This window comes from Kocuria oceani, from assembly GCF_029524215.1.
GTDB classification, from domain to species: Bacteria; Actinomycetota; Actinomycetes; order Actinomycetales; family Micrococcaceae; genus Kocuria; species Kocuria oceani.
Map to the genome: position 1 here is coordinate 1 of NZ_JARAMH010000001.1, position 13,561 is coordinate 13,561.

At 69.1% G+C, this 13,561-nt stretch carries 15 protein-coding genes and 1 pseudogene; 3 read left to right on the forward strand and 13 right to left on the reverse strand.

Going from position 1 to position 13,561, the window contains the following annotated elements:
* Positions 1-103: 103 nt before the first annotated feature.
* The 6 genes and pseudogenes from PU704_RS00005 to PU704_RS00030 all read right to left on the reverse strand — a co-directional run bounded on the left by PU704_RS00005 (position 104) and on the right by PU704_RS00030 (position 5,279).
* Entirely contained in the window at positions 104-433 is a 330-nt protein-coding gene (locus PU704_RS00005; RefSeq protein WP_338130202.1) for a DUF2391 family protein, read from the reverse strand.
* Positions 434-478: 45 nt separating this feature from the next.
* Positions 479-961: a hypothetical protein gene (locus PU704_RS00010; RefSeq protein ID WP_277549620.1), complete on the reverse strand. Its 483-nt coding sequence runs from the start codon at positions 959-961 to the stop codon at positions 479-481.
* A complete protein-coding gene (locus PU704_RS00015) occupies positions 958-3,423 on the reverse strand; it encodes a molybdopterin oxidoreductase family protein (RefSeq protein WP_277549621.1) in 2,466 nt (821 codons plus the stop codon). Before PU704_RS00015 ends, PU704_RS00010 begins: the two co-directional genes overlap by 4 nt.
* Before the next feature lie 202 nt (positions 3,424-3,625).
* Positions 3,626-4,552 (reverse strand): annotated as a pseudogene (moaA, locus tag PU704_RS00020) (GTP 3',8-cyclase MoaA); the annotation flags it as partial.
* A 104-nt stretch (positions 4,553-4,656) separates the two neighbouring features.
* Entirely contained in the window at positions 4,657-4,809 is a 153-nt protein-coding gene (locus tag PU704_RS00025) for a hypothetical protein (RefSeq protein ID WP_222845007.1), read from the reverse strand.
* Entirely contained in the window at positions 4,797-5,279 is a 483-nt protein-coding gene (locus tag PU704_RS00030; RefSeq protein ID WP_277549622.1) for a ZIP family metal transporter, read from the reverse strand. Before PU704_RS00030 ends, PU704_RS00025 begins: the two co-directional genes overlap by 13 nt.
* 229 nt (positions 5,280-5,508) lie before the next feature.
* Here PU704_RS00030 and PU704_RS00035 point away from each other — a divergent pair, with 229 nt between their 5' ends.
* The gene (locus PU704_RS00035) at positions 5,509-6,042 is read left to right on the forward strand and encodes an HPP family protein (protein WP_277549623.1); all 534 of its coding nucleotides are present in this window, start codon (positions 5,509-5,511) and stop codon (positions 6,040-6,042) included.
* A gap of 151 nt (positions 6,043-6,193) precedes the next feature.
* Positions 6,194-6,766: an iron transporter gene (locus PU704_RS00040; RefSeq protein WP_152683424.1), complete on the forward strand. Its 573-nt coding sequence runs from the start codon at positions 6,194-6,196 to the stop codon at positions 6,764-6,766.
* A 149-nt stretch (positions 6,767-6,915) separates the two neighbouring features.
* Here the strand turns inward: PU704_RS00040 and PU704_RS00045 are convergent, their stop codons facing one another.
* The 4 genes from PU704_RS00045 to PU704_RS00060 form a co-directional block, all read right to left on the reverse strand.
* Entirely contained in the window at positions 6,916-7,110 is a 195-nt protein-coding gene (locus tag PU704_RS00045; protein ID WP_277549624.1) for a hypothetical protein, read from the reverse strand.
* A 299-nt stretch (positions 7,111-7,409) separates the two neighbouring features.
* Positions 7,410-7,760 (reverse strand): heavy-metal-associated domain-containing protein, encoded by a 351-nt coding sequence (locus PU704_RS00050; protein WP_277549625.1) that lies wholly within the window; start codon positions 7,758-7,760, stop codon positions 7,410-7,412.
* A 217-nt stretch (positions 7,761-7,977) separates the two neighbouring features.
* Positions 7,978-9,150, reverse strand: coding sequence for a cation:proton antiporter domain-containing protein (locus tag PU704_RS00055; RefSeq protein WP_277549626.1), 1,173 nt, complete (start codon positions 9,148-9,150; stop codon positions 7,978-7,980).
* Between the two features lie 460 nt (positions 9,151-9,610).
* Complete coding sequence (locus PU704_RS00060) at positions 9,611-10,129, reverse strand: DUF421 domain-containing protein (protein ID WP_203225642.1); 519 nt, start codon at positions 10,127-10,129, stop codon at positions 9,611-9,613.
* Between the two features lie 121 nt (positions 10,130-10,250).
* Between PU704_RS00060 and PU704_RS00065 the strand changes: the two genes are divergently transcribed.
* On the forward strand, positions 10,251-11,261 hold the full coding sequence (locus PU704_RS00065) for an IS481 family transposase (protein ID WP_277549627.1): 1,011 nt from the start codon (positions 10,251-10,253) through the stop codon (positions 11,259-11,261).
* On the opposite strand, the gene PU704_RS00070 is transcribed toward PU704_RS00065, so the two are convergent.
* From PU704_RS00070 to PU704_RS00080, 3 genes are all read right to left on the reverse strand, one after another.
* Positions 11,258-12,250 (reverse strand): potassium channel family protein, encoded by a 993-nt coding sequence (locus tag PU704_RS00070; protein ID WP_277549628.1) that lies wholly within the window; start codon positions 12,248-12,250, stop codon positions 11,258-11,260. The genes PU704_RS00065 and PU704_RS00070 overlap by 4 nt on opposite strands.
* Before the next feature lie 309 nt (positions 12,251-12,559).
* A complete protein-coding gene (locus tag PU704_RS00075; protein WP_075873002.1) occupies positions 12,560-12,976 on the reverse strand; it encodes a CBS domain-containing protein in 417 nt (138 codons plus the stop codon).
* 71 nt (positions 12,977-13,047) lie between these two features.
* A complete protein-coding gene (locus PU704_RS00080) occupies positions 13,048-13,470 on the reverse strand; it encodes a ChaB family protein (protein ID WP_277549907.1) in 423 nt (140 codons plus the stop codon).
* Positions 13,471-13,561 lie beyond the last annotated feature (91 nt).

The window sequence follows — 13,561 nt, forward strand, 5'->3', positions numbered from 1 at the left end:
GTTCACGGCTGCGCGCGACGTTCACGACGTCGTCGCGGAACTCCTTGGGATAGGGCTTGGGCATGGTGTACATCCTTCCATCGACGCCTCTCAGCGCCACAGATCAGGTGTCACCGAACCGTGCATCAGTCCCGACGTCGACGTCGACGTCGACGACGACGAACCCGACACCGAGCAACAGCAACAGCAACACCTGCGAGGGTGGTGTCGAGCGGCCCACCCACCACACCTCCATGGTGAAGAGAAAGGTCACCCCGATCACCAACCCGCCCGAGAGCCCCCGGACCTGGCCGATCAGCGTGGCGCGCCATCCTCCCGGTGTGGCTATTCGTCGCCCCGTGTTACGCCCTGGGGGCTGTTCCCGTTTCAGACGTTCCCGACCGAGGACAGGCAACAACGCTCGTGCGCGCCGCCTGGCCACTCCGGCTCGCACCTGTCGACCGGACTCGTGCGATCACTGGATCGGCACGGTTCCCGCTCAGCTGACGAGGATCTGGGTGGAGTTCTCCTTGAGCATGGCGTTGGCCCAGCGCAGTTGGCGCAGGGTGTCGGGGTGGCAGCGCTGGGTGACGTCGAGCAGGTCGTGGTGCTTGATGCCCTGGGCGGCCTGGCCGAGCATTTCCCAGTCGGCCGAGACCCCGGAGGTCATCGTGTACACCTCCCGCAGGTCCAGCAGGAGCAGCAGCGCGGCGTGGCTGCGGCGGCCGATGAGCTCGCTGCTCTTCTCACGCAGTCTCTCCCCGAGTCCGGTCTCGGTCCGGGGCTCGGGGTCGAGGTCCTGGTCGTAGTGCTTGCCGATCTCGGCGATCTCGCGCACGTGGTGCTGGGACCAGCGGGCGAGGTCCCGGGCGAGGTGGTAGATCGAGTGGTCGGCTTTGTGGCGCTCGGAGACGTGCAGCAGCTTGTGCGCCAGGTCGTTCTCGGAGCGGTGGAGTTCGTGCAGGACCAGACCGATCTTCATCGCCGTGCCTCCGCGGGGGTCTCGTGGATGTCCTCGTCCGCTGCGGCGGCCGGGCCGCCGACGGTGTGGTAGCCGACGTCGGTCACGGGGGCCGAGGCGGTGGTGGTCGGGGCCCGGGACGGGCCCTCGGCCGACACGATTCTCTCGATCCTGGCGGCGGCGGTCTTGAAGATCGGCTGCTTCGAGGCCGCGTCCCAGTCGGTGATGGTCAGCTCGTTGGCCGCCCGCCCGGCCTTGCCCGGCTCATGTCCTTTCTTGGTGTCCCAGTAGCCGTAGTGGAAGGGCAGGAACAGCACCCCGGTGCGGATGCCCGTGATCCGCACCTTCGCCTGCACCGACCCGCGCGGGGTGGTGACCTCGGTCAGATCGCCCTCGGCGAGCTCGATGGCGGCGGCGTCGGCGGTGGAGATCTCCACCCACACTTCGGGGGCGGCCTCCTGCAGCTGCGGGGCCCGGGCGGTCTTGGTGCGGGTGTGGAAGTGATAGAGGGTCCGCCCGGTGATCAGCTGCAACGGGAACTCCTCGCTGGGGAGCTCGTGCGGGGGCAGGTACTCGGCGGCCTTCAGGACCGCTTTGCCGGACGGGTTGAGGGCTTTGTACTCGGCCGGTTCCAGCGGGGCCCCGGTGACGAGATCGCGGCCGTAGCTCTCGCAGTACTCCGGGTCGGACCAGAAGGCCCCGTCGACGTAGATCCGCTCGGTGCCCTCAGGATGCTCCTCGTTGCAGGGCCACTGGATCCCGGAACCACCGCGCAGCTTGTCGTAACTCAGTCCGGTGTAGTCGCAGGGCCGTCCGGCGGTGCACTCCTTCCAGCCCTCGAACGCCGATTCCGGGTCGTGCCACTTGACCAGGGGGTCCCCGTCCTTGTCGCGCAGATCCAGCCGGCGGGCGTAGTCGATGAAGATGTCCAGGTCCGGTTTCGCCTCCCCGGGTGGGTCCACGGCCTTCTCCGACAGGTGCACGGTGCGGTCCACGTTGGTGAACGTGCCCGTCTTCTCGCCCCAGGTCGCCGCCGGCAGCACCACATCGGCCAGCTGAGCGGTCTCGGAGAGGAAGATGTCCTGGACCACCAGCAGCAGCCGGTCCTGCTCCAGGATCGAACGGACCCGGGCCAGCTCCGGCAGGGACACGGCCGGGTTGGTGCCGTTGACCCACAGCATGCGGATGGAGCCGTCCTCGACGTAGCGCATCATCTGCATCACGTGGGTGGGCGGGGAGTAGTGCGGAATCTGGAACGGCTCGATGTTCCACACCCGGGCCAGGTCTTCCACGTGCTCCTCGTTGGACCAGTTGCGGAAACCCGGCAGGTCCCCGTCGCCGCCGCACTCCCGGGTGTTCTGCGCGGTGGGCTGGCCGTTCATCTGCAGGATCCCGCACCCGGGTTCGCCCAGCATCCCTCGGATGATGTGGATGTTGTTGACCTGCACCGCCGCGGCGGTGGCCTGGTTGGACTGGTAGAAGCCCTGCAGCACCGTGGACAGCAACCGCTCCGCACCCCCGATGATGCGCGCGGCCTCCCGGATCTGCTCGGGCGGCACGTCGCAGATCGTCGCCACGGCCTCCGGGGTGTACTCGGCCACCCGCTTCGCCAGCTCGGCGTAGCCCACCGCGTGCGCGGCGAGGTAGTCGTGGTCGACCCAGTCGTGGGTGACGAGCTCGTGCAGCAGCCCGTTCATCAGCGCCACGTTGGTGCCCGGACGCGGGGCCAGGTGCACGGTCGCGTGCCGGGCCACCGGGGTCGGCCTGGGGTCCACGCAGATGATCTGCGGCGGGTCCTCCCCGGCCAGCCGGTCCAGGATCCGGGTCCACAGCACGGTCTGGGTCTCGGCCATGTTGTGCCCGTACAGGGCGATCACATCGGCGTGGTCGATGTCGGTGTAGGACCCCGGCTGCCCGTCGGAGGCGAAGGACTCCTTCAGCGCGGCGGCGGCGGTGGCGGTGCACAGCCGGGTGTTGCCGTCCACGTGGTTGGTGCCCAGCCCGCCGTGGGCGATCAGCCCCAGGGTGTAGTACTCCTCGGCGAAGAGCTGACCGGTGGTGTAGAACCCGATTGCGCTGGGCCCCTGCTCGGCCAGCAGCTCCCGGGTCCGGTCCACGATCCGGCCCATGGCGGTGTCCCAGTCGGTCTCCACGAGCTTGCCACGCTTGCGGATCAGCGGCTTCGTCAGCCGCTCCGATGAGGCGTTGGCCTGCCACCCGTAGAGGTCCTTCGGGCCCAGCCGGCCGTGGTTGACCCGGTCCGCCGCCCGGCCCCGGACCCCGACGATCCGCCCGTCCTTGACCGCGATGTCCAGCCCGTCACCGTTGGAGTGCAGGATCGAGGCCGACTGCACCCATTCGTCCACGTCTTCCGGGGCCACCCCCTCGGCCAGGTGGGTGTCGACCCGTACCGGCCAGTCCTCCCCGGCGGCATAGGGGGTGCGAGTGCCCCACGGCTCGGCGATCCGGTCCTTGCTCGTCATCGAGACCCCTCCGGTGTTCCCTCGACCCTGCTGCGGCCTGCTTCGACGCGGTGCCCGCGCCCGGACTGCTCCGCACTCTACGCACGCACCACGGTGACAACAAGCGTGCTGAGAGTTGTGGTCGGGGCCGATCGGCGCCCAGATCCACCCCGGACGCGGGGTGACCACCAGGATCCGGCGGACCTCTCCGCCGGCCGGGCCAGCCGCCGATGGCGCTCATGGATCGGTCCGGTTGCACGTAGTCGGGGGAGTCCAGGCCGGTGTGGTCCATGCCGTGGGCGGCCGGTCTGACCCACATCGCTTTCTGCCAGCGGGCGGCGATCGCCGCGTCATCAGCCTCGGAGCGCAGCAGGTGGCGCAGGTCGGTCTCCTGCCGGGAGAACAGGCAGCTCATCACCTTCCCCTCGGCCGTGATGCGGGTGCGGCGGCAGCCGGCGCAGAACGGCTCGGTGACCGAGGCGATGATCCCCACCGTGCCGGCCACCACTCCCGGTTCGGCCCGGCGTCGGACCTCCCAGCATTGGGCCGGGGCCCCATCGCGGCCCCGTGGGTCCGGGGCGAGCAGGAAGTCCTGCTCCAGGAGCCGGCGGATCTCCGCGGCGGTGACCATGTCATCGCGGGTCCACCCGTGGTCGGCGTCCAGGGGGCATCTGCTCGATGAACCGCAGCTCGACCCCTCGCACCAGAGCCCACTCCAGCAGCTCCGGAGCCTGGTGGTCGTTGATCCCGCGCATCAGCACCGCGTTGATCCGGGTCAGGCCGGCCTGTTGCAGAGCCGCGGCCTTGCGGTCCAGACCCAGGGCGTTGGTCGTCAGCGAGACCGGCAGATCAGGGTGCCGGGTCCGGAGATCGGCGATGATCTCCACCAGGTCGGCCCTCACCGGCAGCTCACCTCCGATCATGCGCAGCTGCCGAACCCCGAGACGGTCCACCCCGATGCCCACCAGCCGAACGATCTCCGCCCGGGGGAGCACCTGCTCCTTCGGCAACCAGATCAGACCCGTCGCGGGCATGCAGTACGTGCAGCGCACATGCACCTGTCCGTCAGCGACACCCGCAGATCCGTGGCCCGCCGCCCGTACCTGTCCACCAGCCCGGACCCGGCCTCTGTGGGTGCCTGCGAGGGCATTGCCAGTTCCACCCCCCATCCGCCGAGGCGACGTCCTCCCGGGCGCGGACCCCAGGCGTGGGCGAGGAGCGAACGTGGCACATGATGCCGTGCCCCAGCCCCGGTCAGGCCCCGACGTAGACGGAGATCAGGGCGAAGACGGCGAAGCCGCCGGTGAGCAGGATCGGGCCCCACACGCTGGTCTCACCCTCGTGGGCCTCGGTGAGCATCTCCTCGACCACCACACTGGTCAGCGCCCCACCGGTCATGGCCAGCACGGAGAGGGTGAGCGGTTGGGGGCTTGGCGCAGGGCGACGCAGCCCAGGCTCGCCCCGATCAGGATCGGGGCGGCGAAGCCCAGGGCCATCAGCACCCGGGTGCGACGCGGGATCCCGGCCGCCCGCAGGGCGGCGATGGCGGCGAGGCCTTCGGGCGCATCGGCCGGGACCTGGCCCAGGGCCAGGAGCAGCCCGAGGGAGGGGGTCAGGGCGGTGGCGGTGCTGGATGGAGTGGATGAGCTTCTCCAGGCCATGAACAGCGCCCCGCCGCCGACAAAGGCGGCGATCGGCACCCAGGGCACCGACGCCGCCAGGGCTTCGGGCATCAGTTCCAGACCGATCACAGCCGTGACGATCCCGGCGGCCAGGTGCAGCGCCAGGGACAGGACACGGTCGGAGACCTCGGGAAGCTCCGCGGCCACCCCGCCGGGGAAGTTCCCGGCCGCCGGCGGCGCGGCCAGCACCAGCACAAACCCTCCACGGAACCTCGTTCTCCTTGCCATTCACGAGACGGCGAGCGCCCCGTCCCCGATCGGGTCGGGGCGCCACCGCTCCACCGATGGTCAGTTGCCTGATGATTAGGCTGGCCGTACGACGGTGGACCCGTCCCGATCCGGCGGGCCAGGAGGGCGCCCATGAGGACCCCGGAGGTCCCCATCGCGGACGAGAACCACTCAGCCCGGGATACGGAGGACCCTGATGTTGAACAAGCTCAAGGACAAGGCGGGATCGATAGGTGCAGGCCTCTACGCTGCGGTCCTGTCGCTGGTCGTGCTGGCGGCCAGCGGGGCGGTCGGGTTGGCGCTGCATCAGCCGTGGCTGTTTCCCAGTCTCGGGCCCACGGTCATGCTGTTCTTCGAGTCCCCGCGGCAGAAGGCCTCCCGCCCGCTCAACGCCCTGATCGGACACGGGGTGGGGCTGCTGGCCGGGGCCGCGGTGCTCTACGGGCTGGGGCTGCAGGACGATCCCTCCGTCGCCTCCGGCGGTCTCACCCCGGCCTTCCTGCTGGCCGGGGCCGTGTCGGTGGCGCTGACCACTCTGGTGCTCACCGCGATCAAGACCCCGCACCCACCGGCCGGGGCCACCACCCTGATCGTGAGCCTGGGCATCCTCACCCGACCCGAGGAACTGGCCTCCATGGCCGGAGCGATCGTTTTGATCACCGCCCTGGGCTGGGGGCTGAACCTCGCGCTCGGCACCCGCCCGAACGACGGGAAGCAGTCCCCGCAGTAGCCGGTCACCGGGCCTTGCACGGCGGACCCGTGCCGCACGGGGGCCGTATCCGTCGTCTCGGGCAACCGGAGCGGATCTCGACGTGCACCGTTGCCGGTGCCCGCGGATCGCGCCAGCATGGAGGAACTGTCGACGACGAGAGGAGCCCCCGATGTCCCAGCATCGACCGCCCATGGACCCGAACACGTCCGAGGCCACCGGCCCGCAGCTCGAGCGCGCCCGCGCCCAGGGGGAGGCCTACGCCCAGGCCCTGAAGTACATGGCCGAGGAGGTCGCCCACGACGGCGGCACCCAGCAGGCCGGAGACTACCTGGTGGGCTACGCCATCGAAGACGCCGAGGGCATGTACTCCTTCCGCGACGGTGCGCTGAGCTGGGTCAACCCCGAAGAGGAGAACGTGCATGTGGAGATCGCCGTGTGCGACGCCGCCGACGGGAGATTCGTGCCGGCGGTGGGTGTGACCGCGACCCTGGTGACCCCGGGCGGGGAGGAGCTGGGCCCGTACGCCCAGGAGCTGGTGTGGCACCCGATGCTCTACCACTACGCGCGGAACTGGGTCGTGCCCGAGGACGGGGAGTACACCCTGCGGGTGCACATCGACCCGCCGGCCTTCATGCGCCACGACGAGGTCAACGGCCGCCGGTTCACCGAGCCCGTCGATGTGGAGTTCACCGGGGTGAAGATCCAGCGCGGTGCCGAGCCGGTCACCCCACCCCAACCCTGAGGAGTCGATCCCGAGACCGTTGAACCGGCCCTGTCGTGGCCTGCTCGGCCACCGCAGGGCCGGTTCTGCCGCTCTCGCACGCGGCAACAAAGCGGCCGTTCCCGCTGATCCGGGGGTGCTCCGGGCTCGGCGGTGGTGAATTTGTCGAGCTACTGCTGTTCGCCCTCGTGCTGGTCCTGCGTCTGGTCCTGAACGGTTCCCTTGTCGGCGGTCTCGGCCGGGTCCTTCTCCGGGTTCCTCTGCACGTTCTGCATCGGCTGCTCGCTGGCCCCGCTGGTCGATGATCCCACCACGGTCATCTTCTCTCGCAGGACTTCGCCGTAGCCGCTGATCGCAACGGCCACGACCTGACGACCTCATCCTCCACGGCCGTGGTCGCGGATGCCGGGCTCAGTCTCGGAGGCCTCCACATCACGTGCTGCAGAGTGCATGCTCCTGTCGCCACGGGCGCAACACCTGGTCGGAGAGCAGACGCCAACTACATCACTGAGAATTCCTGGCCGTCCGATCCATCAGCCATCGTGACCCGGCGTCTCGTTCTGTGGCTTCTACCGTCTGCGTGCCGTGGTCCATGAGGAGCTGTATGTCCTTCCTGCCCTGCCGCGATCACTTCCCGACGGTGTGGTCGGTCCGCGTCGGGTGGTCAGGAACCGGAGACGGAGTAACCGGCCTCCTCGATCGCGGCGCGCACCGTGGCCGGCAACAGCAGCCGGTCCGTGGCCACGGTCACCATCGACAGGCCGGCAGGAACCAGCTGAACCTGGACCTCTCTCACGCCCTCCACTGCTTTCACGGCATCGGTGACCCGCCCCACACAGTGCTCGCAGGTCATGCCCTCCACCTCGAAGACCGCGATCTGCGCCGGAGGGTTGTGCTGCTCAAAGGCGTCAGCGGCGGCTTCGGCGGTGGACGGAGTGGGGTCGCAGCAGGCGCAGCCGCCCCCGGCGTCGACCAGCGGCAGCGGGCGAGCGGTGATCTTCAGCGCATCGGTCACGAAAGCCCTCCTTAATTGACAGCGGATACACGACGCCCCGGTAGTGGAGGATGCGTCCAGACCAGCGAAAATATACCCCACTAGGGTATAGGTCAAGGTCAGGTCCGGGGCGTTGCCGGCCAGCACCCGCGTCAATGGCCCACGCAGAGGTCATGGGCCGTCGTAGCCGTCCCGGAGACGTTTGTGTCGCCCCGGGGTGCCTGCAGCCGGCGTTCGGTCACAGCAGGGGTTGTCGTTGGTCGAGTTTCTTGGCCACGACGACGTCAGTGGAGGAGTGGGCGAGGATGGACAGGAAGATCACCAGGGCGATGAGGTGGAATAGCTGGTCGGCCTGGCTGATCCCGGACTCCAGCACGAGCAACCCGTAGACCACCGAGGCGAAGCCCTTGGGCCCGAACCACATCGCGGCGATCTGCTGGCTGCGCGGCAGCCCGGAGCCGAGGAAGGAAACCAGCAGGGCCAGCGGGCGGGCGGCCACCAGTGCCAGGACGGCGAACACCCACCCGGTCCACGGGATCTCCTGGAAGAGGAAGGCCGGGGTGATCAGCGCGCCGAACACCAGGATCGCGGCGAGCTTGAGCAGCTCGGTGAGCAGCTCCCCGAACTGCTCGAACTCCTCCCGGAAGCCGGGACCGTAGGTGGCTACGGTGATGCCCGCGGCGAAGGCGCCCAGGAAGAGATTGGCGTGGGTGGCGGTGCAGATGGCCAGCACGAGCAGGCCGATCGAGACCGTCAGCAGCGGCTGGAGATTGTGCTGGGCCTGCAGGAAGGGCAGCCGCTCCAGGCGCAGCACGATCAAGGGCACGAGCACCCCGACCAGAACACCCAGGACGATCTCCTCGGCCAACTGCCAGCCCCCGGCCTCGGTGCCCCCAGCCGCGGCCAGCAGCACCAGCACGATGGGCAGCGCCAGTCCGTCGTTGACTCCGGACTCCACGTTGAGGAGGTGCCGCAACTTCGCGGGCACCTCCTCGCGTCCCACGATCGCCGAGGCGAACACCGGGTCGGTGGGCGCCAGCACGGCCCCGAGCAGGAAGGACTCCAACCAGGGCAGCCCGACCGCGAAGTGGGCCAGCACCGCGGTGAGCACCAGGGTCAGGGGCAGCCCCAGCAGCAGTGCGCGACCGGGCAGCCGCCAGGCCACTCGCAGATCCGTGAATCCGACCTTCATACCGTCGGTGAACAGCACCGAGAACAGGGCCAGCTCCGCCAAGGTCGCCACCACCGGGTCCCCCGAGCTGATCGGCACGACCCCGAGCACACCGCCTCCGAGGACGAACCCGCCCAGCAGGAACAGCACCGCGGTGGAGAGCACGGTGCGGCTGGCGCGTTCGGAGATCAGCATCCCGATCAGCAACAACACGGCGAAGGACAACAGCAGCGCGGACATGGAATCTCCTCCTACGGGGCCGGCCCCGTGCGGTCTTTCCCGCACGGGCGCACGACCGGACGCGTTCTCACTGGTAGCGACTCGCCTCTGAGGCGGTCCCCGTGGCAAAACGGTCGAAAAGTGAGCCGTGGCGATGGGCTGGTCTTCCGCATTGACCGCAACATCCGGCGGGAGCGTAGCCGTCGATATCATCGCCGAGAAGCTTCGACCGTCTGATGGACCGACCATCACGGCCTGACGTCTCGAGGGGGCGGGGTTTGCATGTGGCCGCTTCGCGGTCATGAAACCAGCTCAGACGTCCTCCGGTCGTGCAGGAAATCCTCCCGAGTTCATCCGCCAAGGAGGGTGTCTGTCACGCTCCAGTCGTCCTGGGCCTTGACGGATGCTGAGCCGGTCATCCAGGACATCGATGCTCGGATGTGCTTCCGGCACCCTGTTCCAGGAGCACGATGGGCATGGCTCAGTCTGGCGGGTCGTGGGGCAGGATCGCGCCGTCTCCGGCGTTGTCGGGGCCGATCACCGACAGCCGGCCGTCGGCCTCCAGGACCACGGCTTCGGCCTCCTGCAGTGAACCCATTCCGTGCTTGCGCACCGCCCCCTCGAGCTCTTTCTCGGTGAGCCGCTCCGCCCGCAGGGCATCGTGGAGCACCCGGCCCTGGTAGAGCAGCAGGGCGGGTTCGGCGGTGACCAACCGGGAGAACCGCTTGGAGCGGATCTGCAGGGAGGTCACCACGTACTGCAGGGTGATCAGCAGGGCGAAGGCGGTGACGGCCTCGACCAGGGGGACGCTGCGGGTGGTGAGGACGCGCCCGAAGGTGGCGCCGATCGCCACGGTGATCACGAAGTCGAAGCTGTTCATCCGTGACAGCGTGCGTTTCCCGGAGACCCGCAGAAGCACCACCAGTGCGGTATAGGCCAAGGTGCCGACGACCACGATGCGGGCCACCGGTTCCCAACCGTCGAAGAGGATGTTCACCACGGGTCTAGTTGTTGTGGGGCATGAGGTTCTTGCCGCGGGTGTGCCGATGAGATGAGGAACGGGCTCCTCGCCACAGGATGGAAGTTCCTACACCGTCCGTCCGCAGCAAGAGAGCCCGTTCATGCCCCACGTTAACGCACCCCTGACCCCAACCGGCCGGCTGCGCATGGTCCGCCGTCACCTCGAGGACGGAATCCCGAAGGCCCATGTGGCCGCCGAGTTCCGCGTCTCGAGGCCCACGGTGACGACCTGGGTGGCCCGCTACCTCGCCGCCGGTGAGGCGGGGCTGGCCGATCGTCCCTCAGTCCCAAGGCACAGCCCTCAGCGCACCCCGGTGGTCGTCGTGGAGCTCATCGAGTCCCTGCGGCGGGAACGGAAGTGGTCCGCCCGACGCATCCACCGCCACCTGCTCGGTCTCGGCCACGAGTTGCACCTGCGCACGGTGGGCCGGTGGCTGAACCGGCTGGGGATCTCCCGGCTGCGTGACCTCACCCCGGACGGGGACGACCTGCGACGCCCACCCCAGCGGATCCGGGCGGGGTGGCCCGGGCACATGGTGCACCTGGACGTGAAGAAGGTCGGACGCATCCCCGACGGCGGCGGCTGGCGGGCCCACGGCCGCGGATCCACCGCTGCCAAGGCAGCCAAGCGCGGGCCCGGAGCCAAGGTCGGCTACACCTACCTGCACTCGGCCGTGGACGGCTTCTCGAGACTGGCCTACACCGAGGCCCTCGCCGATGAGCGGGCGGTGACGACGATCGGGTTCTTCTGCCGAGCACGAGCGTTCTTCGCCGCCCACGGCATTGAGAAGATCCACCGGGTCGTCACCGACAACGGCGCCAACTACAGGGCCCGGGACTTCACCCGGTGTGTGGAAGCCCTGGCCGGGCGGCACCAGCGGATCCGTCCCTACACGCCCCGGCACAACGGCAAAGTGGAGCGGTTCAACCGGCTGCTGGCCGATGAGGTGCTCTACGCCCGCCCCTACGCCAGTGAGCGGGCCCGCCGGGAGGCGATCGGGGTGTGGGTGAACCACTTCAACTACCATCGGCCCCATACCGCCTGTGGTGATCAGCCCCCGGCCTCACGCGTCCCGGCCCGTGTCAGGAACGTCATGCCCTCTTACATCTAGTCCTTCCACCAGGTCCAACCGTCGTGGCGGACCAGCCCGAGCAGCGACCGGCGCCGCCCGTCCAGCCCGTCCACGGCCTCGGAGAACTCGGCCTCCTCCACGATGGGGATTCCCGCCGCACGCAGGCGTTCCAGCTCCGGGTGTGGTGGGGCCTGGTCGGCGGCGGGGATGAAGGCGGCCTCCAGGGTGTCCAGGAAGCTGTCCACCGTCGTTCGGGCGGCCGTCAGCTCCGCCTCGTCGGGGCGGGCCTCGGTGGGCACTCCGAAGCGCAGCAGGGTCAGCGCGTCGTCGAAGACCCCCACGGCCAGGGCCGGGGATTTCTGGGCCCGGGCCGCGTGGTAGTACAGCAGCACCGGATAGGACAGGTACTGCTCGGTCAGCTTCGACAGCTGCGACGTCAGCTCCGCCAGCTGCCGGTCCAGCGGGTGCAGGTCGTGGCCGTTCCACCCGGCGAGGACGACTTCGGCTCCGGTGCGCCCGAGGCTGTGCACGGAGGAGGCGAAGGCCCGTTTGTTCACCACCGCCGAGACCACCGACAGCAGGTAGGTGACGGACAGGGTCACCAGGAACATCCCGCTGGCACTGACCAGTCCGGCGAGGACCTGCCACATCCCGTCCTTGGGGCTGAAGTCCCCGTTGCCGACGGTGAACAGGGTGTAGCCGACGAACCAGATCCTCCCCGGCCAGGTGGCGTTGCCGCCGTCACGGGTGTCGGCCAGCGACTGCGGGTCCGCGGCGAAGAGCAGCACCCATCCGGCCCACAGGGCCAGCACCCACCCCACCACCGTCCCGATGAGAATCATCGGACCACACATGCTCAGCAGCCGATGCCGGCCCCTCCCCAGCCGTCGCACTGCCACCCAGGCCCAGGAGGTCACCCGCGAGGTGACCGGGCCCGCTGCCCCGTCCACCCACAGGGTCGTCCACAGGGCCTCGACGACGGTGACGACGAGTAGCCCCACTCCTAGGGCAGTGAAGACGATCTCCACGGAACCACCTCCTCATGTTCGGCCTTCGTGGCCTCTTCGATCGTGACGGTCCCGGCAGGGGCGTCCGGTCGGCAGAACACCACCGCGAATCAGCGACCGTGTCCACCCGGACCGGGCCGCTGGGCGCGGTCGGCGGATCCTTCGACCCCGGCGTGCTTCGCGCAGTGGGTGCAGCAGTAGATCGTGCTCCCGGCTTCCACGCCGTGGCCGAGGATGCGGCAGCCGCAGGTGCCGCTGGCGGCCATGAAGTCGTCTCCTGACACGGAGGTTCGGAGTCGGTTCGGGTGTGCCGGTGTCCCGGCGGGCAGCTCAGTCGAAGGAGATGAGTTCCACGAGCTCTCCGGCCCGGTTCTCGGGCATGGAGCGGGCGATGTCGGCCTGGCTGATCATGCCGACGAGATCGTGGCCGTCGATCACGGGCAGGCGGCGGACCTGGTGGTCGGTCATGGTCCGGATGGCCTCGTCCACGCTGTCGTCGGCGCCGATGGTCACGGGTTCGCCCTGGGCCAGCTGCCCGGCCTTGACCTGGCGTGGGTCGGTGCCGATCGCCAGACACTTGATGACGATGTCGCGGTCGGTCACCATGCCCTTCAGGCGGTTGTCCTCTCCGCAGATGGGCAGGGCGCCGACGTCGAGGTCCTTCATCTTCCGGGCCGCTTCCTCGAGCGTCTGGTTCTCCCCGATGCACTCGGTGCCCGGTGTCATGATCTCGCGTGCGGTAGTCATGGCTGCTCCTTCTCGGTGATTGCTGATGTCTTCGATACGGTTCTTGTCACGCCGGCCGGGGCCGGTCCCTCTCAGTCCTTGCGGGCCTGGCGGGTCTTGGCGTCGTTGGCCTTCTGCAGGGCCTGTACCAGTTCGTCCTTGTCCATGGTGGAGCGGCCCTCGACGTCGAGCTCCCGGGCCCGTTCGTAGAGGTGTTCTTTGGAGGCGTTGGCGTCCACCCCGCCGGCGGTGTCCTGCTCCGAGTCCCGGCCGCCCTCGGCGTGCTCGTCCGAGGGGCCGGCCTCGTCATTGGGTTCCCAGTGATCGCCGACGTTCTCGTGGGTGTGCTTGAGCGCGCTGTAGGCGGTGCGCGCGGCCCGGCCCTTGTCGTCGTACTCCTCGGCGGCGGAGTCGTAGGTCTTGGCGAAGGTGTCTTGGGCCTTCTGATCGGAGCGCTGCAGCGTCGAGGGCAGCTCCTCGTCCTTGGCGTGGTCGTTCTTGCCGGTCTTCGGCATGGTGTCCAGCACCCTTTCATCAGTGAACTGAGTATCTTGTGGTCAGCCTAGGGGGCGCAGGGGGAGATTGTCTGCCCTGCGCGGGCGCCGG